This is a genomic window from Fructobacillus sp. EFB-N1, assembly GCF_001038455.1.
Taxonomy (GTDB): Bacteria; Bacillota; Bacilli; order Lactobacillales; family Lactobacillaceae; genus Fructobacillus; species Fructobacillus cardui.
Map to the genome: position 1 here is coordinate 37,553 of NZ_LDUY01000002.1, position 24,542 is coordinate 62,094.

A 24,542-nucleotide genomic window follows, 5' to 3' on the forward strand; every position below is an offset into this window, starting at 1 on the left:
ATCTCGTTATAATGAGTGTTAGAACTATAGTTGGGAGAACCGTTAGTGAAGAGAATTGAAGAGGCCTTAGCCTATATTCACGGTCGGCCAAGGGCTGGCAAAAAAGATAGCTTCGCCCGTTTAGACGCCTTGATGACGGTTTTGGGTCATCCCGAAGACCGTCTGGAAGAAACCATCCATATTACTGGAACCAATGGGAAGGGGTCAGTAGCGACCATGGTGACGGCGGTCGCTAAAGAAGCCGGCTTTCGTGTCGGAACTTTTACTTCGCCATTTATGACCGATTTTCGGGAACGTTTTCAAATCAATGGGGAATTAATCACACCGGCTGACCTGATTTTGTATACCAATAAGGTGAAGGAAGCAACCGACCGGGTGGAGCAGGCATCTTCTGGCCTGTTGACGCCAACCGAATTTGAAGTGGTGACGGCCATTATGTTTCTGTACTTTGCAGACCAAGACCTTGATTTGGCTGTAATTGAGGTAGGGATTGGTGGTCGCTTTGATTCTACCAATATTTTAAAGATGACCAAAGTTGCCGTGTTGACGACCGTGGCCTTGGACCACCAGGCAATGCTTGGCGACACCGTTGCTGCAATTGCTGGTCAAAAAGCCGGAATCATCAAGCCGGGATCAAAAACGGTGATTGGGCCTGGTGTCACAAATGAGGCCAAAAAAGTGATTGAAGCGCAGGCCAAAGCGGTTGGCAGTCCTGTTTTGATGGCACAGGTTGGGTCGTTTCATTCGGCTTTGTCTGGCAGCTTTCAAGCTGATAATACGGCGACCGCGGTGCTAGCGCTGAAGACTTGGCGTCCCAATTTGCAAGATGAGGTGATTCAAGCTGGTTTGAACCAGGCCTTTTTGGCCGGGCGCTTTGAACAAATTAAGCCAAAGATTTACTTAGATGGTGCCCATAACCAGGCTGGTATTCAGGCCTTACACCAGTCAATTAAGGAAAATTTGGCTGGCCCCGTGACAGTCATCATTGGCTCTTTGGCCGATAAAAATGTTGATTTAGCTTTCTTGGAACTTGAAAAAGACCCGCAGATTACGTTGGCCTTGGTGCCCTTTGAGGGTGTTGCCGGTCGCCCTGGCTTACAAAAAGACCAGGTGGACTTAGCAAATCAGGACCTGATTTGGTACGATTCATTGGACCAGGCCCTCAGTGAAAATCAGAATCAAACCGTTGTGATTACAGGGTCCTTGTACTTTATTAGTGATGTTAGGAGAGAATTATGCCAGAAAAAGTCTTAAGCCCTCGGCTCATTTTGAGTATTTTGGCAATTGCCTTACTTGGTTTTACGGATATTATGTTGGAGACGGCTTTGAACGTTTCCTTCCCAGCTTTGATGAAGCAATTGCATGTTGATTCAGCGACGGTTCAGTGGTTGACCTCCGGGGTCATCTTATTGACGTCGATGATTGTCATTATGTCGCCTTGGTTGAAGGCCCGCTTTAGTAACCGGTCTCAGTTTATGGTGGCCGGGGTAGTGTCATTGATTGGAATTTTCATTGATGCGACCTCCAACCAATTTGGTCTTATCCTTTTTGGTCGCCTCCTGCAAGGTGTTGGAGCCGGCGTTGGCTTGCCCCTCATGAACAACGTCGTTTTTGAACAGGTTCCCGACAATCGCCGTGGAACGATGATTGGTTTAGCCTCCTTAATTGTTTCTTTTTCGCCTGCCTTGGGCCCAGCCTTTGGTGGGTTCTTAACGGCCTACTATGGTTGGCACATGATTTTCTGGGTGGTTTTGCCAATCCAGCTCTTTGCCCTAATCGTTGGTTGGTTCACCATTCAGCAAATTGATCCGCTTAAGAAAGCCCGCTTTGATTTGATTGGCTGGTTATTGTTGTCTTGTTTCTTTGTTGGCGGCTTAATCACGGTTGATCGTTTGTCTGGTCACGGTCTGTTCAACATCTTGAGCTTAACTGCTTTAGCAGTGATGTTGGTTGGAATCTTCGGGTACTATTTCTATGCTCAAAAAGAAGAGGAACCACTGCTTTCACCAAAGATGTTTGCCCTGCCAATGTTTCGCCAGGCGGTCCTAGCGGCGGTCTTAATTCAGGTCGTTAACTTGACCTTTAACTATGCAATCCCAATGGGACTGCAGCTGGTTTTGAAGCAGAGTTCAAGCGTTGCTGGTTTGTCACTTTTCCCTGGTGCAATTGGTTTTGCGATCATGTCCATCATCTCTGGAAACTTGTATGACCGCTTTGGCCCTAAGTTGCCTAATGCGATTGGTCTAGGATTCATTGTTCTTGGCATGGTATGGATTGTCTTGGTACCATTTACCGTCTGGTCGATGACGATTGCGTTTGTGATTACCCAGTTGGGTGGTGGCTTCTGGTTTGGAAACAATATGACTAATGCCATTTCACACCTAGACCGAGTCTTTCATAGTGCTGGTAACTCGATTTTTTCAGCAGTTAATAATTATTCAGCCGCTGTTGGAATCGCCTTGGCTGCATCGATTATTTCCATTTTCCAAAAGGGTGCAACGAATTTGTCTGCTGCAACTTTGAATGGTATTCAGTGGACTTATCGCTTTGATGTGATTCTGATTGCTTTGGCCGTTTATCTGTCGTTGAAGGTCATGAAGGATGCTGGTGATGGTCCAATGGTCATTAAGGACTAAAGACTCTTTTCTTTTTTGATGATTTGAACCTGATTTTTTCGTCTGATTGCATGAAGGAGAATTGCAATATGATGAAAAATCAGGTTTTTAATTTTTACGAGGCGATTGGCGAGGATGGCCAAAAGAATAGTGAAATTTTTCAGCTGTATTTTCCCGAAAAATATCTTTTTTGGGAACTCGATTATGAGACAAAGGCTGATTTTATCGCTGAAAATCCGGGCCCGAACCGGGCCTTGTTGATTGCGATGCACTTAGGAGTAACCTTTGCATCGGAACGTCGACCAATCTTACTTTCTGCCCGGCATTCCAACATGGTTGGCGCTTTTGCAAAGGAAAAATTAGGACCGTTAAAGCAGGAACAACTATTTTTGGCCCTATTAAATACGCAATTAGACGTGATTGGTTGGGAAGTCGTTTTCGTTGGTACCTTAACCGAAGTGGCCGCCTCACCACGTGAGATTTTCCAACGAGCCTTGTTGGCCAATGCCTATGCTATCATCATTGCTCATAACCATCCGTCAGGAAACTTACGACCTTCGGTTCAAGACAAACAGTTTACCAAACGACTATACTGTTTGGGGCAGGACTTAAACTTGCCACTCCTTGATGCCTTTATCGTGACCAAGGATGGCTATTGGTCGATGCAAGAAAATGGCCAATTACTGGGTGGTGAAATTGATGAAGCCACTGATTTTGTTTAGAAATTTCTTTCTTTCGCTCTCATGATAAACCGGTAAAAATGGTAAAATATTGTTAGTAATAGCACGAGAGAGGATCGAAAGATGACTGCAAAAATTGTGATGATTGGTGGGGGATCGGGATTACCCGTCATCATTCGCCCATTAATCCAACACGATGTCGATTTGACGGCAATCGTAACGGTTGCTGATGATGGTGGCTCTTCTGGTTTGTTGCGTGACTACGTGAACATTATTCCACCTGGGGATATTCGCAATATCTTAGTAGCCATGTCTGAAGGGGACCAGGAACTATTAGACCTTTTCCAGTACCGCTTTAAAACGAATGATGCTTTTTTGGCTAAACATGCAGTTGGTAATTTGCTGATTGCGGCTTTAACGGAAATGACCGGTGATATTTCGGAAGCGATTGCCCGTTTAGCCCATTATTTGAAAATTAAGGGCCATGTCTTTCCTGTAGCGAAGCAGCCGCTGATTTTACATGCCAAAACGAAAAGTGGTCAATTTTTGGAAGGCGAGGCGGCCATTACGGCTGCTCACCAGTCTTTGGACCATGTTTGGGTAGAGCCAAATGAAAAAGGTGAAGAAATTGTCGCCAGTCCGGAGGCCATTGCGGCTATTTTGGATGCTGATTTAATTGTCTTTGGACCGGGATCACTCTTTACATCGATTTTACCGAATGTTGTGGTGCCAGGTATCAAAGAGGCATTGCAAGAAACAAAGGCTAAGCAGGTTTACATTGCCAACATCATGACCCAAAAAGGGGAAACGGATTCCTATACTGATGCCGAACACTTAGCGGTCCTAAATCACCATTTAGGGCAAAACTTGATTGATTATGTTTTAACGAATGATCAAGAGGTGCCAGCAGATTTCGTTGACTACCAAAAGTGGGGCGAAATTTCCAAACAAGTTGTTCAAGACCCAGCAAAAATCAGACAAGCTGGAGCTAAGAGTATTTCTAAAGACTTCTTGGCCCTGCGTGATGCCGGAGCCTTTCACGATGGAGACAAGGTTGCCGACGTGTTAGTTTCACTGACAGAGGAGTAAGATGTCGTACGCAGCAGAAGTAAAAAAAGAACTAACCGGGCGAACGGTTTCAGACGATGCTGCCAGATCAGAATTGGCTGCGCTTTTACAAATGAATGGCGCTTCGAGTTGGGGGATTGAGCAGGAAGTCCGGGTTCAAACTGAAAATCCGGCTATTGCTCGTCGTATCTATACTTTGATTAAGCAAATTTACCCAACAGCGGTAGTGGAAGTTCAGGTTAATCAGCGGGCCGCCTTATCTGACCGTAAAAAGCTTTTAGTTGTTTTACAAAGTCAAGTTGAGCAAATTTTAAAAGAGCTGGGCGTTGATCCATTGGGAATTGACCAGGAAGTACCGGCTTGGTTATTGAACAGCAAAAAAAAGCAGCAAGCCTTCTTGCGAGGGGCTTTTTTGGCCGCTGGTTCGGTAAACTCACCGGAGAAGGCCAATTACCATTTGGAAATCTACACTGGCCATGAGGAGCTAGCTGAGCAATTGGTTGCTTTGATGACAAACTTTGACCTTCAGGTCAAGGTGACGCCCCGACATTCTGGTTACATTGTTTATATGAAACGAGCTGAAAAAATTGTTGATTTTCTAAAACTAATTGGTGCTGTACAAACCATGCTTCATTTTGCCGATATTCGGATTGCTCGCGATACCCGGAATTCGGTCAATCGGATGAATAACGCCGATGTCGCCAACATGCAGCGCACGGCTGTTGCAGCCAATAGCCAAGTCCAAGCAATTTTGACCATCCAAAAAGCAATTGGTGACCTTGATGAGTTACCAGCTAAGTTAGCTGATTTTGCCAGAGCCCGACTCGACCACCCTGATGGTTCCTTGGCTGAAATTGGCGATATTTTAGAAATTTCTAAATCGGGAGCAAACCATCGTATGCGTAAATTAGCGAAATTAGCTGATTTAATTCAATCTGGTGGTGACTTTGATTTGGACAATATTTAATTTGAAATCATTCGCCTTTATTTTAGTTTCTTGATAAAGTGCGTTACAATTATATTCTAAGAACACTACAAAGGAGTATTGCTATGTGGCCAGGAGTAATTGAACAAACCGCCAATGGGCGTGAATCCTATGACTTGCCTTCCCGTTTACTGAAGGACCGAATTATTTTGGTTCAAGGTGAGGTTGAGGATAGCATGGCAACATCGATTGTTGCCCAGCTACTCTTCTTGGAAGCCCAAGATCCTGAAAAAGAAATTGCAATGTATATTAACTCACCAGGTGGTTCTGTGACCGCTGGTTTGTCGATTACAGACACGATGAACTTCATTAAGGCCCCTGTGACAACGATTGTTATGGGATTGGCAGCTTCAATGGGAACCATCATTGCCGCCTCTGGTGAAAAGGGGCACCGCTTTATGTTGCCAAACGCCGAATACCTAATTCACCAACCAATGGGTGGGGCAGCCGGTGGTACACAGCAAACCGATATGGCCATTATTGCCGACCAATTGACTAAGACGCGTAACAAGTTGAACAAGATTTTAGCCGATGGTTCTGGTAAGAGCTTGGATGAAATTGCACACGATACAGAACGTGACTTCTGGATGTCTGCCGAAGAAACCTTAGAATACGGTTTGATTGACGGCATCATGGAAAAGGCTGGCGAAAAGCCAATTACTTTGAAAAAATAAGTAATTTAACCATATTTTTTGATTAATTTTAGTGTATAATATTGTTAGAAAGTTAATTTGGAGGACGAAAATGAAAATTTTTGCTTACGGAATTCGTGATGATGAAAAGCCAGCTTTGGAAGATTGGGAAAAGAAGAACCCAGATGTAACGGTTGGTTACACGCAAGAATTGTTGACGCCCGAAACTGCTCAATTGGCTAAGGGGTCAGATTCAGCTGTTGTTTACCAACAATTGGACTATACAAAGGAAACTTTGACGGCCTTGGCTGAAGTTGGGGTTAAGAACTTGTCTTTGCGTAACGTTGGAACTGACAACATTGATTTCGATGCTGCCAAGGAGTTGGGCTTCAACGTTTCAAATGTCCCAGTTTATTCACCAAACGCCATTGCAGAACATTCAATGATTCAATTGTCTCGTTTGCTTCGTCGTACGAAGCCAATGGACGCTAAGGTTGCTAAGCATGACTTGCGTTGGGCGCCAACTATCGGTCGTGAAATGCGGATGCAAACTGTTGGTGTTATCGGTACTGGTAACATCGGTCGTAAGGCAATCAATATCTTGAAGGGCTTCGGCGCTAAGGTTATTGCTTACGACAAGTTCCCAAACAAGGAATTGCAAGAAGAAGGATTGTACGTTGATTCATTGGATGACTTGTATGCACAAGCCGATGCCATTTCATTGTACGTTCCTGGTGTTCCTGAAAACCATCATTTGATTAACAAGGACAGCATCGCTAAGATGAAGGACGGCGTTGTCTTGGTTAACGTTTCTCGTGGAAACTTGATGGACATCGATGCTATTATCGATGGTTTGAACTCAGGTAAGGTTTCTGATTTTGCCATGGATGTTTATGAAGAAGAAGTTGGCTTGTTCAACGAAGACTGGTCAGGTAAGGAATTCCCTGATCCAAAGATTGCGGACTTGATTGCTCGCGACAATGTCTTGGTTACGCCACACATCGCCTTCTATACTACTAAGGCCGTTGACGAAATGGTTCACCAATCATTTGATGCCGCTGTTGCTTTTGCTAAGGGCGAAACACCAGCCATCGCAGTTAAGTTTTAATTGATTTTAAAGAGCTAGGAATAATTGTTCCTAGCTTTTTTATTTGTTTGCCATTTGAGTCGATTAAAAAATTAGCGGTGAGATTCCTTTTTTAGTCTGAGGGGCGATTATCAAGCGATTTATAAGCGCTAAATTAGATTTTTACAATTAGACAATTTAATTGACCTTTTACTCAAAAGAGCGTATTATACTTCTAGCGATAAATAACTGGATTGATGGAGGTCGAAATGAAAGTTTTTGCTTATGGAATTCGTGATGACGAAGTACCAGCTTTGAAAAGCTGGCAAGAAGAAAACCCCACTGTTGAGGTTGATTACACGAACGAAGTGTTGACAGCTGATACAGTTGCCCTGGCTAAGGGGGCTAATTCTGTTGTCACTTTGCAGCTCGACCCTTATGGGGCAGATGTCTTAGAAGGTTTGGCTGATTTAGGAATCAAGAACCTATCCCTACGTAATGTCGGAACGGAAACAATTGATTTTGAAGCTGCTAAGCGTTTAGACTTTAACCTTTCAAATGTTCCTGTTTATTCACCAAATGCCATCGCCGAACATGCGATGATTCAATTGTCTCGCTTGCTTCGCCGCACGAAGCCAATGGATGCAAAGGTTGCTAAGCATGATTTGCGCTGGGCGCCAACAATTGGTCGTGAAGTCCGGATGCAAACTGTTGGTGTTATCGGTACTGGTAACATTGGTCGTAAATCCATTAACATCTTGAAGGGCTTCGGCGCTAAAGTCATTGCCTATGATAAATTCCCAAACAAGGAGTTGTAAGAAGAAGGTTTGTACGTTGACACCTTGGATGAACTCTTTGCACAAGCCGATGCTATTTCATTGCATGTGCCAGGTGTTCCTGAAAACGTTCACTTAGTTAATGGTGAAAGTCTTGCTAAGATGAAGGATGGCGTTGTGATTGTCAATACATCACGGGGTAACCTAATCGATACGGATGCTGCGATTGCTGCTTTGGATTCTGGTAAGATTTCTGATTTAGCTTTGGATGTTTACGAGGGTGAAGTTGGTATCTTTGAACATGATTGGTCGCATGAAGAGTTGCCTGATGAAAAATTGGCCGACTTGATTGCTCGTGATAACGTCTTAATCACACCACACGTTGCCTTTTACACAACAAAGGCAATCCACGAAATGGTTTACCAATCAATGAGTGCTGCACTAGCCTTTGCGAATGGTCAACCATCAGATAACGCTTTAGAATATTAAGAATTTTAGCTCAAATCAGGAATAGTTTGAGCTTTTTTGTGCACAAAATTTTGTAAAATCCGAATTTCGATGATATAATTATGAATTTCACGATGCATTTTTGCGATTTATAAGTGAAATGATAATGATTATAAACAAGTGAAAGTCTATTAAATTGGGGCAATGGGCACAAAAATTTCTGTAATGGACTTCACAATTTCAAAAAGACCTGTTATACTATTTTATGCAATATAAAAACTTCACAATTATAAGATGTGAAGCGGAGGAAAAATATGACAACAGCAGAACAATTTTCCGGTAAAACGCCATTGGGCGTGAAGGACTTCTTCTTTAAGGTTCTTTCCGGGTCCGCCCAAGGAATCTTAATCGGTGTGCTACCATCAGCCGTGATGAAGTACATCATTCAATTTTCAGGTCTGGGTAAGACACCCCTTGGGGCTGATTACTCAGCAATTTTGACACTTTTTACATCAATGATTCCATTCCTAATCGGAATGGCCGTGGCGATGAACTTCAAGATGAAGCCTCTTGACACGGGCGTTGTAGCACTGGCAACAGTTGCTGCTTCAAACTCAATTCAATGGGCAATGGTTAAGGCTGGTACGGTACAACCCGTTTCTGGTAAGACATTGGCTGTTCCAACGCGTCTCTTTGTTGCTAACGGCGCTGGTGATGTGATCAATGCGATGTTGGTAGCTGGTCTAGCTGTTTTGGCTATCTGGCTGGTTGACCGTTATCTGGCCGGTTTTGGATCGGTAGCGATTATCTTGTCGCCAATTATTGTTGCTGGTGGCGTTGGTTTGTTTGGTAAGATAATTGCACCTTATGTCGCTCGGATTACGACTTGGATTGGGGATATGGTGGACGTTTTCACTAAATTAGCCCCATTACCAATGTCTATCTTGATTGGAATGGCTTTTGCCGTCATTATTATCACACCAATTTCAACAGTTGGAATTGCCTTGGCGATTAACTTACATGGGATGGCTTCTGGTGCAGCAGCCATGGGTGTTGTTGCAACAACAATTATCTTGCTTTTGAACTCATGGAAGGTCAATAAGAAGGGAACAACGGTTGCCATCTTCTTAGGAGCGATGAAGGGAATGATGCCTTCAATCTTTAAGAAGCCTGTGATGATTTTGTCCTTCATGTTTTCGGGTGCATTATCAAGTGTCGCAGTGGCACTCTTTGACATCCAAGGAACGCCAACAACGGCCGGTTTCGGTTATATTGGTTTGGTTTCACCATTGCAATCAATGATTAAGGATGTTGCCGTACCAAGTTCAGTCATGAATAACTTTATCTCACCAGTTGTTGCGCTATTGGCCTGGGTAGTTATTCCTGTTGTGGTAGGTTTGTTGACTCAATTTATTTTCGTCAAAGTTTTGCACCTTTTCGAACCAGAAGATTTGAAGCAAGAACTATAAAATAAACATGAAATTGGACCGCAAGGTCCTTTTTTTCTTGCCTTTTGAGAAGAGCTTAGTTAGAATATTATGGTATCTTTTTTCAATCTTTCGGCAAATATAAAGAAATAAAATCATATAAAAAGCTGACAATGTTCGTATTTTTTATTATATTAAATTAATTATGAGAAAATATATTCAGAATGTCCGAATATATGCTAGAATAGGAATGTTAAATTTTCATCTAAATTGGAGGGCCACTCATGGCAGAAGAAGAAAAGTTGAACAGAGGATTTGGTCTCTGGTCATCGTTAGCATTAGTGATCGGAACCATCATCGGTTCTGGGATTTTCTTTAAGCAGGGATCTGTCCTGCAAACCGCAGGTGATACGAATACTGCCCTTTGGGCTTGGTTGGCGGGAGGAATCCTGACCTTGACCGCCGGAATGACGGTAGCCGAAGTTGGCTCACAAATGGCGGAAACGGGTGGCATCTATTCTTACTTAACTCATCTATACGGTAAAACAACCGGTTATTTGGCTGGTTGGATGCAGGTGATTTTTTACGGTCCAGCGATGATGGGGGCAATCTCTGCTTACTTTGGTGTTTTATTTGTTTCTCTGTTTGGTTTAAAGAGTGTGTGGTCGTTGCCTACCGGCATGGTGGCCCTCGCTCTGGTTGGTTTGTTAAACTCGATTCCAAACCATTTTTCCGCCGGGTTCCAGGTCTTAACAACTGTGATTAAGATGTTGCCGATTATCGCCTTGATTATTTTCGGCCTTTTCTTTGGAAAGCATGATGCCTTAGGTCAGATGGTGACGACGATGTCGCACTCAAATGCTGGTGGTTTTGGAGTCGCTGTTTTGGCTACGCTTTTCGCCTATGATGGCTGGGTGACATTAGCAAACATTTCTGGTGAAATCAGAAACCCACAAAAAGTCTTGCCAAAGGCAATCATTACCGGAATCTTGATTGTGATTGTGGCCTATATGGGTATTTCTTACGGGGCCTATCGTTCATTAACTGCTAATGAAATTGTTGCTTTGGGGGAAAACACCACATTGAAGATGGCCACAAATGCTTTTGGTTACTGGGGTGGCCGTGTCCTTTCGGTTGCTGTTTTGGTTTCATTAATCGGTACGTTAAACGGTAAGGTTGTCTCGTTTCCACGGATTTTGTATGTGATGGCTAAAAAAGGAGACTTCCCTTTTGCTAAAACTTTTGCTAAAATCAACCACAAGTCCAAGACGCCGAATGCCGCAATTTGGTTAATGGTTGCCATTGCCTACCTGATGATGGCTTTGACGGACCCTGATCAATTATCGGATTACGCGATCTTCGTGACTTTCTTGTTCTATATCCTGGTCTTTATCGGTGCCTTTAAATTGCGCCGACAAGATCCAAAGGGGCTGAAAAGAACTTTCTCAATGCCGTTTTACCCTGTTATTCCCATTGTGGCTATCTTGGGTTCACTCTACGTTGAGATTTCTGAAATTATTAACGATTTGCATGGAATCGGAATTTCGGTTATCATAGTTCTAGCTGGTTTGCCACTGTACGGGTGGTTGAATCGAAAGAAATAACACTTAGATAAGCGCGAATTTCTCGAAATCGAGTTGTTCTTATACAAGAAATCCTATGTTTGTATATTTTCCTGACGAACGTTACGGAAGCGTTATCTGTTTTAATATTCTCGTAATATTGATTAGGGAAAATAATAACCATGATGTTTAATAAAGTTTTACTTACAAGTATGGCCGTAGCCGGTTTAGCACTGACTGCCGCCAACACACAATTTAATAAAGGAAAATCAACCTCTGACCAAGCGGTTAAGGTTACTGATTCAGTGAACACTAAGAAGGTTTCTACTGCCGTTTCATCTGTTGATAATCTCAAGAGCTTGGAAAATACTGCAGCTAGCCAGACTGTTGCTTCATCTGATGATGACACTGCCAGTTCATCTGACGATACATCCAACAGTCAAAGCCAAGTGACTTCGTTGTCTGCAACGACAACTCAGGCAGCGCAAGCTACGCCTGTGGCCACTTCAACTGCTGCCCAAGCTTCATCGACAAGCACGGCAGCTGCATCAACTTCTTCCGCATCAACAGCAACGACATCAGTAGCTGCAACAACTTCAACAGCCTCTGGTGACATTAACTGGTTGATTTCTCGTGAATCAGGCGGAAACGTGAATGCACAAAACGGACAATTCTATGGTATCGGGCAATTGTCTCCTGCGGCCTATGCAACTTATGTACCTGGCCAAAACTACCAAGGTAATTATGCCGTTCAATTACAAGCTATGCAGGCTTATATTGCTGCCCGCTATGGTTCTGTAGCAAATGCTATTAGCCACTTCCAAAGTAATGGTTGGTACTAAGCTATAAAAAATCGGAAAACAAAGGGCCCCGTTAAGGGGTCCTTTTTTGCTCGAAGAAAGGCCTAATCGTGTATAATAGGGACTAAGGAAATAAAAAAGGAAGACAGATATGCCCCTTAATTTTTTAAAGCCCACCTATACGGTTGAGTCCGTCTATAACTTATCGGTGGCGGAGTTAAAAGACCAAGGTGTAAAAGCCGTATTAACAGACTTAGATAATACGTTGCTGGCTTGGAATAACCCCGATGGGACACCAGAATTGCATGCTTGGTTAAAAGAAATTAAAGCAGCCGGGATTGAGGTTGTTGTGGTTTCAAATAACACCTGGGACCGAGTCGAGAAGGCTGTTTCTGGTTTGGATGTTGACTATGTTGCCTGGTCCTTGAAGCCGATGCCGCGTGGTATTTTGAAGGTACTCAAAAAGCAGGGCTTGCAAAAAGAAGACGTGTTGATGGTTGGCGATCAGATGTTAACTGATGTTTGGGCGGCTCACTTGGCTGGCGTTAAATCAGTTTTGGTCAAGCAATTGGTCGAATCAGACATGTGGCAAACATGGTTTAACCGGACACTTGAAAAGCTAGCTAAAAAACTGATTTATAGCCAAAAGCACCCGCTAATCTGGCACGCAACTTTCAAGGAAGCTGTTTCTGCTAGGGAAAATGATAAAAATTAATGACAGAAAAAGAATTTGAGCAAGAACAAGTGCAAACGATTGCAACCGATGAAGAGGTCCAGGAAGCTTTAGCTGAGGGATTATACTGCATTGGTTGTGGCGCTAAAATGCAAATTGATAATAAGGAAGAAGCGGGTTTTTTGCCGCTTTCTGCCTTAAAGAAACAACTGATGGCCGAAGAATTACTATGCCGACGTTGCTTCCGTTTGCGCCATTATAACGAAATTCAACCCGTTGAACTAACGGATGATGATTTTGCGAACTTGCTTCATCAGGTTTCTAAGACGAAGTCTTTGATTGTCTACGTTTTGGATTTGTTTGATTTTTCAGGCTCAACCATCCCTGGCTTACCACGCTTTGTTGGCCAAGAGAATCCGATTTTGGTCCTTGCCAACAAGGTTGATCTTTTGCCTAAGTCCTTAAAGGAACATAAGTTAAAGAATTGGGTCCAAGGACAGTTAAAGGAACAGGGCATTAACCCTGTTGGAATTGAACTTGTTTCTGCTGCCCATCCAAAAAATTTGGATCAAATTTTAGATAAAATTGATACACTGCGCGATGGTCGTGACGTTTACGTCGTTGGAACAACCAATGTTGGTAAATCAACCTTAATTAACCAAATTATTAAGTCAAAAACAGGCGTTCAAGAGTTAATCACGACTTCACGCTTCCCAGGAACGACCTTGGATCAAATTGCGATTCCATTGGACGATAGCCAATCTTTGATTGACACACCTGGGATTATTAAAAAGGACCAGTACGCCCATTGGATGACTGATAAAGACCTTAAGTACGTTTTGCCAAAGGCTGAGATTAAAGCCCGGACTTATCAATTAAATCCGGATCAAACACTTTTCTTTGGGGCTCTAGCACGCTTTGATTTGGTAATTTGTCCTGCAGATGGAGCAAAAGCGGCTGTCACGGCCTACTTTGAAAATAATCTGATGATTCATCGCACGAAGCGTCAGGGTGCAGATGATTTCTATGCGAAGCACAAAGGCCAATTATTGACACCAGCACCAGCTGATGAAAATGTTGACTTCGCTAAATTCGAATTTAAAATTAACGAAAAGATGGACTTGGTCTATGCTGGTTTGGGCTTTATTACCTTGCCAGCTGGAATTCACGTCCAGGCCTATGCTCCTAAGGGAGTCGGGGTCTTCTTACGAAAGGCAATGATTTAATGCAAAATTTAACTGGAAAACAAAAACGCTACCTGCGGTCACAAGCGAACGGGTTAACACCGATCTTCTCTGTTGGGAAAGCCGGAGCTAACCAGGAATGGTTGGCGGAGGTCAAAAAGGCGTTGGCTAAGCGTGAGTTGATTAAGGTCAACTTGCAACAAGGAAGTGACTGGTCAGCCAAGGACTTGGCTGCCTTTATTGAAGAAGAATCAACGGTGACGGTTGCTCAGGTAATTGGAAAAACCTTGGTCTTGTATGAACCAGCAACGGATGCAAAATATGTGAAGTATTCAGTTGAAGTGGAAAAGATTCGTTAGACAGAGAGCTTTTCCACTAAATTTTGTGAAGAGGGGGAACAGATGACAGCTTTTGAAGAAGAGTTGTATGCAGTTGAAAAAAAGGTTTCGGCCCAGCTTTCAGATGGCCGGTTCCAACATTGCTTACGCGTTTCAGATTATGCCCGTAAGTTGGCTCAAAAAAATGGTGTTGATGAAAACCAAGCGGCATTGGCCGGTTTGGTCCACGACTATGCCAAGGAACGGCCAGCTGAGGACTTTTTAGTAGCAATTGACCGTTTTCACTTGGATCCTAATTTGAAAAACTGGAGCCGAGCTATTTGGCATGGTGTTGTTGGGGCAGAAATGATTCAAGATGAGTTGGGGATTGATGACCCAGCCATCCTAGATGCTGTTCGGTTGCACACAACTGGAGACGGTGTGGAGATGCCGACTTTAGCGAAGATTGTTTTCATGGCCGATTACTTGGAAACTGGTCGTGATTTTCCAGGCGTCAAAGAGGCCCGAGAAATCACGAATAAGTCCTTGGACCGGGGTGTTTTCTATCAGTTACAGCACATCCTCTCGTTTTTGGCCGAGAATGGTAACGTGATCTATCCCAAGACCTTCACCAGTTATAATGACTGGGCTCGTCATTTTGCAGAATAAGAAGGAGTTTACATGACAACCATCAATTCAAAGGATTTGTTGCAAACAGTTGTTTCCGCCATTGATAGTAAGCACGGTGATCGCATCACCGCCTTAGATATGCAAAAGGTATCCTTACTGGCCGACTATTTTGTGATTGCATCGGCGGGTTCTAGCCGCCAGGTGCAAGCGATTGTCCGTGAAGTCAAGGAAGAAGTTCAAAAGGCCGGGGGACAGGTACTCAATATTGAGGGCTACGACCGTGCCGAATGGGTTTCATTAGACCTCGGTGATATTATCGTCCATGTTTTTGATGAAGAGTCTCGTGATTTCTACCATCTGGACCGCCTTTGGTTCGATGCTGAAAATGTCGACTTAACGAATTACCTCGCAGAAGAAGTATATTAATCAATCAGTAAGATATCTGGCTGGGGGTTGGTCTTTGATGGACTGGCCACCAGCCAATGTTGTTTAAGTGAGAAAAAGATGACTGACGAAAATAATGCACCATACCAAACCTTTGCTAGCCTCTATGACAATCTCTTCGATGGTGATTTGTATGTGGACTGGCAGCACTATGTAGAAGACCATCTACCCGCTAGTAAAATTCTTGATTTGGGTGGTGGCGCTGGTCGACTAGCTGTTTTATTGGCGAAAAAAGGATTTACGGTTGATCTCTTAGATATGGCACCCGCCATGCTCTCCTTGGCGCAAAAGCATGCCGAAGAGGCGAATGTTGACCTACGTTTATTGGAGGCCGATATTCGCGACTTTTCAGATTGGGAAGAAAAGTATCCAGCCATTGTTTCCTTTGCGGATACCTTTAACTACCTACCTGGGAAAGCGGATTTTCAAGCGGGCCTTAAGCAGGTTTACGATCACTTGGAGCCCGGTGGGACTTTCTTATTTGATGTGATTACGCCCTACCAAGTCAACGTTTTGTATGACAATTACTGCTATAATAATGATGATGATCCGGACCAAATCTTTATGTGGACTAGTTTTCCCGGTGAAGAAAAGAATTCCGTTGATCATGATTTAAAGTTCTTTTTGTACAATGAGGATATTGATGCCTTTAACCTAGTGCGCGAAGTTCATCACGAACAGACCTATGACATGGCTTACTACCAAAAGGCCTTGCGCAAGGCTGGCTTTGACCAAGTGGAAATCAGCGCTGATTTTGGTCGCAAAACAGCTGATAACCAGGATGATCGTTGGTTCTTTGTGGCTCATAAAGGAGGAGTATCATGAAAGCGGTCGGTATTATTGCAGAATATAACCCCTTCCATAATGGCCACGCTTACCATATTCAAAAGGCCAAAGAGCTAACGAATGCTGATTTAGCAGTAGTGGTGATGTCTGGCAACTTTGTCCAGCGTGGTGAACCGGCCATTTTGGATAAGTGGGAGCGGACCAAACTGGCTTTGGCTGCTGGTGCTGATTTGGTGGTTGAATTACCGATCTTTTATGCGGTGCAACCTGGCCACTTGTTTGCAGCTGGCGCCATTCAAATTTTGCAAGCGCTGGGTGTTAAAGACCTGGTTTTTGGTTCGGAACACCCGGAAGTTGACTTTCTGGATTTGGCCAAGCAAGCCTTGGCTATTGAAAGCGAAGGGCAGTTTACTGACCGGACTCAGACCTATGCTTCGGCCTACGCTCAACAGCTAGAAGAGCAGACCGGCTTTAAAATGGAAGACCCAAACGATATTTTGGCATTTTCCTATGCCAAAGCCGTGGTTGCGAGTGGTCAGGAAATGAAATTGTACCCAATTGGCCGTTTGGAAGCGGGTTACCATGATCAGACCTTTGAGGAGGGGCAGACGATTGCTTCGGCCTCTTCAATTCGACTTGCTCTTCACAAGGCAAAGTTTGAAAAAATCAGGCCAGTCGTTTCGGACCAAGCCTTCGAGGCCCTGTCAACAAAGCCAACCGCTTTAGCGTTTGAAAAGCCCTTCTTTGAGTTGCTTCGCTACCGCCTGTTGACTGATACGGTCGGGCAGTTAGGACAGGTGTACCAAATGGCCGAAGGTTTGGAACACCGACTGGCGGGTGTTGCCTCAGCTGTTGAAGGACCACAGTCTTACCAGTCCTTTATTAAATCAGTGAAGACTAAGCGCTATACCTTTGCTCGAATTCAACGAACGTTGTTGTACACACTTTTGAACATTAAAGTCGATCAAATGCAGGCTGCCATGGCGGATTCTTATATTCGTCTGCTCGGCTTTAATGACTTGGGCCAGGCCTATTTGAGTGAAGTCAAGCGGACAGCAACGCTGCCAATTATTTCGCGAGTGGATATGTCACTGGCGAAAGCTAATTTACGACTCGATTATAAAGCCGGTCAAATCTGGCAAGTATTAGCTGGTCAAACTCATGCTAAGCAGGGGCAAGACGTCGGTCGTAAGCCAATTTATCAGAGTCAGGAGTAAAATCATGAAGTACGCCAAGCAACAATTAGCAAAGTTTCAACAAAGCCCATTAGTAATTGATGAAAAATTAGACCTACAATATTTGATTGATGAGCGTTTTTCTGATTTAATTATTAAGGCGCCATTCGTGCAGGTTAAGGGGACTATTAAAACATTGGCAAACGAAGACATCGTTTTGTCTGCCAGTGTTCATGCTGATTTAATCCTGCCATCATCAAGGTCACTTGCACCGGTTGATTGGTCAACTGCTGTTGATATCCATGAAACCTATGTGGCTGATGAAGAACGCTTACAACGTTTTGATGAGGATGAGGCAGTTTTTGTTTTAGAAGAAAGCAGCCTAGACTTGGATTCGGTTATCTTAGATAATTTGGTAGCCGCTTTGCCAAGTCAAATTTTGACCACAGAAGAGGCCGCAGGGGCAGATCTGCCAACTGGTCAGGACTGGCAAGTTATCTCAGAAGAGGACTTTGCCAGACAAGAACAAGAAAAGAAAGAAGAAGCAACAGATGAGAAACAGGCTCTCGATCCCCGCCTGTCGAAACTGGATGATTTCTTTAAAAAATGAGAAAATTTTGACGTTTATGGTAGAATAAGATTAGAACTTATTCATTTTTGTTCGATGGCACTTGAGCTATTGAGCATCCAGGGACGTCGTGAGGGAAAATATGAGTCGGATTTTAATTGTAGAAGATGAAGAAAACTTGGCGAAGTTCGTCAGTTTAGAGTTAAAGCATGAAGGTTATGACGTGGAAACGGTCTTAAACGGCCGCGAGGGCTTGGACAAGGCCTTAAACGAGGACTTCGACCTAATTTTGCTTGATTTGATGTTGCCAGAATTAAATGGTTTTGAAGTCGCTCGTCGCTTGCGTGAAGTGAAGAAGACGCCGATTATCATGATGACGGCCCGTGACTCTGTGATTGACCGAGTTTCAGGTTTGGATTATGGTGCTGATGACTATGTTGTCAAGCCGTTTGCCATTGAAGAATTGTTAGCCCGCGTGCGGTCACTTTTGCGTCGAATCGATATTGAACAAAACCCAGCAGATAAGTCACCTTCGATTATTCGCTTTAAGAACTTGCAACTGGAAAAAGAAAACCGGATTGCACGCCGTGATGATCAAGTGATTAACTTGACGAAGCGTGAATACGATTTGTTGTTGCTATTGGTTGAAAATATTAATGTCGTGCAGTCACGCGAAAAGTTACTTAAAGAAGTTTGGGGCTTTGACACACAAATCGAAACCAACGTTGTTGATGTTTATATCCGTTACTTGCGTAATAAGTTGGATGATCCAGAATCAAAGACTTCTTATATCCAAACTGTTCGTGGAACGGGTTATGTAATGCGGAGCTAAGATGAAAGCAAGCAAGCAGAAAACAAAAGATGTCTCACCGACCCTTTCAATCCAGACGTTATTGACGCTGGCCTTGTCGGTGGGCTTTTTACTATTGTTAGCCGTGATTTTATTTTGTTTGGACCTGATTTTAGGCCCAAATATTCATGGTGAAACGATTGAGAAGCTGAGCCATTGGTGGGCTTTTCTAGTCATTGTCGCTGTGATTTGGACGATTTGCTTGTCTTGGATTTTGGCTCAATTTTTGGTGCGCCCAGTTAAAAAGTTACAAGAAACGATGCTGGCCTTTGAAGAGGACCCTGTGACAGATGACCGAGTCAAGCCGGTTGCCTACAATAAGGAACTCAATGACTTGGGGCAGGTGCAAAACGAGACGATGGATAAGGTCCAGGGTCTTATCCACGCTCAGCAGGATTTTGTCTCAGATGTTTCGCATGAATTGCGGACGCCAGTGGCTATCGTTAAGGGACATTTGGAGCTTTTGGAACGCTGGGGGAAGGATGATCCAGAGGTCTTAGAAGATTCCATTCACTCTTCGTTGTCTGAAATATCTCGGATGGAAACCTTGGTCAACGAAATGCTGATGTTGACTCGAGCAGAAAACTTAACGGTCAGCAGTCAACCTGAAAAGACTGAGGTGGCGCCCGTTTTGGAACGGGTTTACCACGACTTGCAGATGGTCCATCCTGATTTTTCGTGGACATTGGACAATGCTTTGGGGGCTCCGGCTGAAGTGGCAGTGCGTTCAGATCATTTGGAGCAACTCCTCATTATTTTGATCGATAATGCTCTGAAGTACTCAACCGACCGGAAGGAAATTCACCTGGCTTTGGCGGAATCCGGTTCTTGGGTTGATATTGGCGTTCAAGACTTCGGTCAAGGAATTGCCGCTGAGGACTTGGATCGCGTTTTTGATCGTTTTTACCGTGTCGATAAGGCGCGGGTGCACCAAACTGGTGGGAATGGTTTAGGCTTGAGTATCGTGAAAAAGATGGTCGCCGCCTATGGTGGCCAGGTTCAGGTTGAATCAGCGCTTGGTTCCGGTTCGGTTTTCCGGTTGCGCTTCCCGCTGGTTAAAGAAACAGATAACCATCAAAAAGACTGATTGGCTGATTTGCTATTAACTTCCAATTTTGGGAGTTCTGGCGTATCGACGAACTAGTCTTTTTATTTGCTTTCAGAAAAGACAGTTTTTCGCGAACATTCTTGTTATAATGTTTAAGACTAATTAAATTATTAAAAGAGGAATTTTTTCATGAAATCAGCAAAGCGGACATTCACGATTTTGTTTGTCCTGTTAGATATCTACTTAATGACCGGTGGTTACGGCGTTCATGGCCGAATGTATCGGTTTGTTTCGACACCAATTGCCCATATTTTGACGGAGATTGCCAAATGGGTTGGCGGTGTCAACGCCATTGGTTGGGCCATTATTATCTTAACGGCGATTATTCGTTTAATCCTGTTGCCAATTTTTGTTAACCAACAAATTAACACGACAAAGTCATCATTAAAGATGCAAAAGTTGCGACCAGAATTGGAAAAGGTTCAAGCGGCTGTGAAGGGTGCCAAGACGGCAGAAGAGCAGCAGGCGGCTTCAATGGCTTCAATGTCCTTGTACCGTGAGAATGGTGTTTCGATGACCGGCGGGATTTCCTGGTTGACGATGGCCATTCAATTGCCAATCTTCTCTGGTTTGTACCTGGCTATCCAACACGCCGATGGCTTGAAGACGGCTACCTTCTTTGGTTTACCTTTGTCAAAGCCTGAAATCTTGCTGTCGCTGGTCGTCTTTGTGATTTATGCGGCTCAAGCATACTTGTCATTGATCCACATGCCAGCTGAACAAAAGAAAACAGCCGGACAGATGCTGTGGATTTCACCAGTAATGATTGCTGGGATTACCCTGATTTCATCTGGGGCCTTGGGTCTTTACTTTATTGTTGGTGGAATTACTGTTGTTTTGCAAGCATTCATCGTGCATTTGATGTATGCTAAGTTAGAGGATGACGTGGATAAGAACTTTGTTCTTAAAAAGGGTGCCGATGATTTGTTGAGCCAACCAGCTTCCGCTGCCTTTGGGACAACTCAGAATCGTGTTCGCCCCGAAGATTTGCGCCCTCGAGATGTAACAGATGATGACAAGAGCCAACAATCTGGCCCACGAAATGCCGGCAAGCAACAACGCCGGAACGAGAAATAATTAATAAAGGACATATAATGGAACGAATTTTATCCAAACAAAATGCCAAAGTGAAAGCTTGGGCCAAGTTAGCCACAAAAAAGGGACGGCTTGAGCAAAAGACTTACTTGCTTGATGGCTGGCACCTAGTGCAGGAAGCCATCAAAGCGGGGGCAAAGTTCCACGCTATCATGGCAACAGAAGAGCAGATGGCAGAACACTTGCCAGATGTTCCCCATGGTGTGCCCGCCTTTGAAATTTCAAAGGAAGTTGCTGCCCATATTGCAGGGTCAAAGACGCCACAGGGAATCTTTGCCGAAGTAACCTTACCTGAAAAGACTTTTGATCCTACCTATGTCCATGATGGGCTTTGGCTCTTCTTAGATGCCATCCAAGATCCAGGAAACGTTGGGACCTTAATCCGAACAGCGGATGCTGCTGGCTTTAAGGGAGTTGTTTTGGGTGAAGGAACTGCTGATGCCTATGCACCGAAGGTTGTTCGTGCTATGCAAGGTTCACACTTCCATTTGGAAGTTTTGCAGGGGGACCTAAACGATTGGATTGCTGCTTTTGAAGACAACAACTTGCCCGTTTACGGTTCCGAATTGAATGAGGAAGCCAAGCCATACCAAGAAATTCAAGGGTTGTCGGCGGGTGCTTTGATTGTTGGAAATGAAGGTCAGGGCATTAACCCTGAATTCGCCAAGAAGACAACGGCTAACCTCTACATTCCAATTTTGGGTCAAGCAGAATCATTGAACGTAGCCGTGGCTGGCGGAATCTTGATGTTCCGGCTGAGCCTTGGAAATTAAGGCAAGTTCTGCTATACTAAGAAATATGAAATAGCGAGTGGAGGCGGTCATTGTGACGAATATTCTCACCATCCTTTTGCTGGTTGTCGGTTTTCTGTTAGTCGTGACAGTCATGATGCAGCCAAGCAAACAACAGGATGCTTTGTCAGCTTTGTCTGGTGGAGCAGCCGATTTATTTACCGAGCGAAAGTCACGCGGTTTTGAAGCCGTGTTGCGTCGGGCAACAACCATTTTGGGAGCCATCTGGTTCATTATTGCCTTGGCCTTGATGTATATTGCCGCTCATTAATTGAAAGGTCAGTTTACTTTTTTGTAGACTGATTTTTTATTTACCATTTTTAGGAGAACATTAAGAAAATAATGGAATTAAAGCAATTAAAAGAACAAATCGCGGGCTTTTTGAAGGCCAATTCAACTCAGGCCTTTACGGCACAAAACTTGGCTGACGGTCTGCGCATGAATGATGCAGCCGGTTACAGACAGGTAGTTGGGGTCTTGGACCAAATGGTCGTTTCTAAGACGGCTAAGCAGGTGGGCGATGCCTATCAATACCAAGCAGTAAGCGGTGAAATTGAGGGTGAATTTAAGGCCAATGATAAGGGCTTTGGCTTTGTCCGCTATGATGAAAACTTACCCGACTACTTTATCGCCCCTGACAATACTGGGCAGGCAATGCAAGGCGATACTGTTCGCGTTTCGATGGTGAAACCGGCACAGTCTGATGACCGTGGTCCTGAAGGCCACGTTGAAGAAATTATTGACCATGCCTACCAACGCCTTGTTGGCATTTATACGGCAGGTTCACAACAAGAGGGTGCCCTGGGTCAAATTCGTTTAAACGATAAGAAGGCGGGTTCTTATCAGGTTTTGGTGCAAAAAGCTAAGGATGGCTTAGAATTGCACGATGGCCAGGTAGTGGTGGCAGAAGTCGACCGCTTTGCTGACCGTGTTCATCCTAAGCAACTTTTGGTTTCCGTGACCCAGGTTTTGGGTTATGAAAACGAACCTGGCATGGATATCATGCAAATTGTTGAAAATAAGAAGGTACCGAACCATTTTCCTGATGAGGTCATGGCTGAGGCCGATGCGATTCCAAATGAAGTGTTGGAAGAAGATTATCAAGGCCGTCAGGATATTACTGACCAACCATTGGTAACGATTGATGGTGCCGACACCAAGGATATTGACGATGCTGTCGTAGTCTGGAAAAAGGATAACGGTAACTACCACCTTGGTGTCCATATTGCAGATGTTTCTCACTATGTGCGTCCTGGTTCAGCCATTGATAAGGAAGCTTACAACCGGGGAACGTCTGTCTATTTGACAGACCGTGTGATTCCAATGTTGCCGCAAAAATTGTCAAATGGGATTGCTTCTTTGAACCCAGATGTCAATCGTTTGGCTATGTCCGTGGAAATGGAAATTAACCGCGAAGGCCAGGTTGTGAAGCATGAAATTAAGCAATCAGTCATTCGTTCTCATGCACGAATGACCTATACGGCCGTGAACGAAATCTTGGCTGGGGATGATAAGACCCGAGAAGAGTATAGCGGTTTGACTGACATGTTTGATCAAATGGGTGAGTTACATCAAATTTTGTATCAAAAGCGTGTTCGCCGTGGTGCCATTGAATTCGATACGCCAGAAGCCTCAATTGTTGTTGATGAAAACGGGAAGGCAATTGACGTGGTTGTCCGCGAACGAGGAACAGCTGAACGAATGATTGAATCATTCATGTTGGCGGCCAATGAAACGGTGGCTGAACATTATGACCGTCTGAAGGTACCATTCCTTTATCGAATTCACGAAGTGCCTGATGAAGAACGTGCACAGTCCTTCTTCGAATTTAGTAAGGCTTTGGGACATCCTGTTAAAGGCGATCCGGCTAAGGTCACGCCAATGATGTTGCAAACCTTGATGGACCAAGTGAAAGATGATCCAGCAGAGCAAATGATTTCAACGATGATGCTGCGAGCAATGAAGCAGGCCAAGTATTCACCGGAACCACTGGGCCACTTTGGTCTTGGTGCTGATTACTATACGCACTACACGTCACCAATTCGTCGTTACCCTGATTTGACTGTTCACCGATTGATTAAGTGGTATGTCAAGAATGGAACGGGTGCTGAAGCGCAAGAAAAGTATGCTTCTTCATTGGGACAAATCGGGATTGATACGTCAACCCGTGAACGTCGGGCCATCGATACGGAACGATTAGTCGATTCGATGAAAAAGGCCGAGTATATGGAAGATAAGGTTGGCATGGAATTTGATGGTGTCGTCAATGCTGCCCTCAAGTTTGGCCTCTTTGTTTCCCTGGAAAACACGGTCGAAGGTTTGGTTCATATCTCGAACCTAACGGACGACCACTATGAGTACGATGAAAAGCATGCCGCTTTAATTGGTCGGTCAAAGCACCATATTTTCCAAATCGGGCAAAAGGTCAAAATCAAGGTCATTCGTGCCAATAAGGAAGAATCAACCGTTGACTTTGTGCTCTTGAATCCTGAGGAAGCACCCACAACCGATATTCGGGTACCACAACAAAATCAGGGTAAGTTTGGCCGTGACCGCAATGGTCGTGGTAACCGTCGTGGTGGTCAGAATAAGGGGGCTGGTCATGGGAACGGCTCTAACCAGAAGTCGAACGGTCATGGTTCAAATAACCGTTCCGATAACCGTCATCATGGCGGACAGAACGGTCAGAAGTCAGTTGGTAGCCAACAACGCAACCATGGTGGTAATCGTAGTGTTAGTGGTCATAACTCGAGTCGCTCACCCAAACCAGGCCAACAAAAGAATGGCTCAAGTAACGGTAGACACCAAATTAAGGTTAACCATCGAAAGTAAGCAGTTTTAAAACTTGCAGAAGGGAAGCCGG

Annotated in this window: 24 protein-coding genes and 1 pseudogene; all 25 read left to right on the forward strand. The window is 44.2% G+C overall.

Annotation, left to right across the window (positions count from 1 at the left end; translation table 11 throughout):
- Positions 1 to 45 precede the first annotated feature (45 nt).
- The 25 genes and pseudogenes from FEFB_RS00460 (at position 46) to rnr (ending at position 24,511) form a co-directional block, all read left to right on the forward strand.
- Entirely contained in the window at positions 46 to 1,254 is a 1,209-nt protein-coding gene (locus FEFB_RS00460; protein ID WP_047974291.1) for a folylpolyglutamate synthase/dihydrofolate synthase family protein, read from the forward strand.
- Positions 1,236 to 2,636, forward strand: coding sequence for an MFS transporter (locus tag FEFB_RS00465; protein ID WP_047974292.1), 1,401 nt, complete (start codon positions 1,236 to 1,238; stop codon positions 2,634 to 2,636). The genes FEFB_RS00460 and FEFB_RS00465 overlap by 19 nt, the downstream gene beginning before the upstream one ends.
- Positions 2,637 to 2,704: 68 nt before the next feature.
- A complete protein-coding gene (locus FEFB_RS00470) occupies positions 2,705 to 3,337 on the forward strand; it encodes a JAB domain-containing protein (RefSeq protein ID WP_047974293.1) in 633 nt (210 codons plus the stop codon).
- Positions 3,338 to 3,418: 81 nt separating this feature from the next.
- Complete coding sequence (gene yvcK, locus FEFB_RS00475; protein ID WP_047974294.1) at positions 3,419 to 4,384, forward strand: gluconeogenesis factor YvcK family protein; 966 nt, start codon at positions 3,419 to 3,421, stop codon at positions 4,382 to 4,384.
- A gap of 1 nt (position 4,385) precedes the next feature.
- A complete protein-coding gene (whiA, locus tag FEFB_RS00480; RefSeq protein ID WP_047974295.1) occupies positions 4,386 to 5,330 on the forward strand; it encodes a DNA-binding protein WhiA in 945 nt (314 codons plus the stop codon).
- An 83-nt stretch (positions 5,331 to 5,413) separates the two neighbouring features.
- Positions 5,414 to 6,022 (forward strand): ATP-dependent Clp protease proteolytic subunit, encoded by a 609-nt coding sequence (locus FEFB_RS00485; RefSeq protein ID WP_047974296.1) that lies wholly within the window; start codon positions 5,414 to 5,416, stop codon positions 6,020 to 6,022.
- Between the two features lie 70 nt (positions 6,023 to 6,092).
- Entirely contained in the window at positions 6,093 to 7,088 is a 996-nt protein-coding gene (locus FEFB_RS00490) for a D-2-hydroxyacid dehydrogenase (RefSeq protein ID WP_047974297.1), read from the forward strand.
- A gap of 227 nt (positions 7,089 to 7,315) precedes the next feature.
- Positions 7,316 to 8,311 (forward strand): annotated as a pseudogene (locus FEFB_RS00495) (D-2-hydroxyacid dehydrogenase).
- Positions 8,312 to 8,583: 272 nt separating this feature from the next.
- Positions 8,584 to 9,738: a PTS sugar transporter subunit IIC gene (locus FEFB_RS00500; RefSeq protein WP_082131867.1), complete on the forward strand. Its 1,155-nt coding sequence runs from the start codon at positions 8,584 to 8,586 to the stop codon at positions 9,736 to 9,738.
- 242 nt (positions 9,739 to 9,980) lie between these two features.
- Positions 9,981 to 11,300, forward strand: a complete 1,320-nt coding sequence (locus FEFB_RS00505) for an APC family permease (RefSeq protein WP_047974298.1) — start codon at positions 9,981 to 9,983, stop codon at positions 11,298 to 11,300.
- Positions 11,301 to 11,440: 140 nt separating this feature from the next.
- Positions 11,441 to 12,100 (forward strand): hypothetical protein, encoded by a 660-nt coding sequence (locus FEFB_RS00510; protein ID WP_053068891.1) that lies wholly within the window; start codon positions 11,441 to 11,443, stop codon positions 12,098 to 12,100.
- Positions 12,101 to 12,209: 109 nt separating this feature from the next.
- On the forward strand, positions 12,210 to 12,773 hold the full coding sequence (locus FEFB_RS00515) for a YqeG family HAD IIIA-type phosphatase (protein ID WP_047974299.1): 564 nt from the start codon (positions 12,210 to 12,212) through the stop codon (positions 12,771 to 12,773).
- 29 nt (positions 12,774 to 12,802) lie between these two features.
- Positions 12,803 to 13,957 carry a ribosome biogenesis GTPase YqeH gene (gene yqeH / locus FEFB_RS00520; RefSeq protein WP_047974331.1) on the forward strand — a complete coding sequence of 385 codons (1,155 nt, stop codon included), beginning with the start codon at positions 12,803 to 12,805 and terminating at the stop codon, positions 13,955 to 13,957.
- Positions 13,957 to 14,274 (forward strand): ribosome assembly RNA-binding protein YhbY, encoded by a 318-nt coding sequence (yhbY, locus tag FEFB_RS00525; protein WP_047974300.1) that lies wholly within the window; start codon positions 13,957 to 13,959, stop codon positions 14,272 to 14,274. Before yqeH ends, yhbY begins: the two co-directional genes overlap by 1 nt.
- 42 nt (positions 14,275 to 14,316) lie before the next feature.
- Complete coding sequence (yqeK, locus tag FEFB_RS00530; protein WP_047974301.1) at positions 14,317 to 14,901, forward strand: bis(5'-nucleosyl)-tetraphosphatase (symmetrical) YqeK; 585 nt, start codon at positions 14,317 to 14,319, stop codon at positions 14,899 to 14,901.
- Between the two features lie 12 nt (positions 14,902 to 14,913).
- A complete protein-coding gene (gene rsfS / locus FEFB_RS00535; RefSeq protein ID WP_047974302.1) occupies positions 14,914 to 15,288 on the forward strand; it encodes a ribosome silencing factor in 375 nt (124 codons plus the stop codon).
- 78 nt (positions 15,289 to 15,366) lie between these two features.
- Positions 15,367 to 16,131 (forward strand): bifunctional 2-polyprenyl-6-hydroxyphenol methylase/3-demethylubiquinol 3-O-methyltransferase UbiG, encoded by a 765-nt coding sequence (locus FEFB_RS00540; RefSeq protein WP_047974303.1) that lies wholly within the window; start codon positions 15,367 to 15,369, stop codon positions 16,129 to 16,131.
- Complete coding sequence (locus FEFB_RS00545; RefSeq protein WP_047974304.1) at positions 16,128 to 17,309, forward strand: nucleotidyltransferase; 1,182 nt, start codon at positions 16,128 to 16,130, stop codon at positions 17,307 to 17,309. Before FEFB_RS00540 ends, FEFB_RS00545 begins: the two co-directional genes overlap by 4 nt.
- 4 nt (positions 17,310 to 17,313) lie before the next feature.
- Positions 17,314 to 17,877, forward strand: a complete 564-nt coding sequence (locus FEFB_RS00550; protein ID WP_047974305.1) for a DUF177 domain-containing protein — start codon at positions 17,314 to 17,316, stop codon at positions 17,875 to 17,877.
- Between the two features lie 100 nt (positions 17,878 to 17,977).
- Positions 17,978 to 18,667: a response regulator transcription factor gene (locus FEFB_RS00555; protein ID WP_047974306.1), complete on the forward strand. Its 690-nt coding sequence runs from the start codon at positions 17,978 to 17,980 to the stop codon at positions 18,665 to 18,667.
- Between the two features lies 1 nt (position 18,668).
- On the forward strand, positions 18,669 to 19,772 hold the full coding sequence (locus FEFB_RS00560) for a cell wall metabolism sensor histidine kinase WalK (RefSeq protein WP_047974307.1): 1,104 nt from the start codon (positions 18,669 to 18,671) through the stop codon (positions 19,770 to 19,772).
- A 150-nt stretch (positions 19,773 to 19,922) separates the two neighbouring features.
- Positions 19,923 to 20,870: a membrane protein insertase YidC gene (yidC, locus tag FEFB_RS00565; RefSeq protein WP_047974308.1), complete on the forward strand. Its 948-nt coding sequence runs from the start codon at positions 19,923 to 19,925 to the stop codon at positions 20,868 to 20,870.
- A gap of 17 nt (positions 20,871 to 20,887) precedes the next feature.
- Positions 20,888 to 21,661, forward strand: a complete 774-nt coding sequence (locus FEFB_RS00570; protein WP_047974309.1) for an RNA methyltransferase — start codon at positions 20,888 to 20,890, stop codon at positions 21,659 to 21,661.
- 52 nt (positions 21,662 to 21,713) lie between these two features.
- Positions 21,714 to 21,950 carry a preprotein translocase subunit SecG gene (secG, locus tag FEFB_RS00575; protein WP_047974310.1) on the forward strand — a complete coding sequence of 79 codons (237 nt, stop codon included), beginning with the start codon at positions 21,714 to 21,716 and terminating at the stop codon, positions 21,948 to 21,950.
- A gap of 71 nt (positions 21,951 to 22,021) precedes the next feature.
- Entirely contained in the window at positions 22,022 to 24,511 is a 2,490-nt protein-coding gene (rnr, locus tag FEFB_RS00580; protein ID WP_047974311.1) for a ribonuclease R, read from the forward strand.
- Positions 24,512 to 24,542 lie beyond the last annotated feature (31 nt).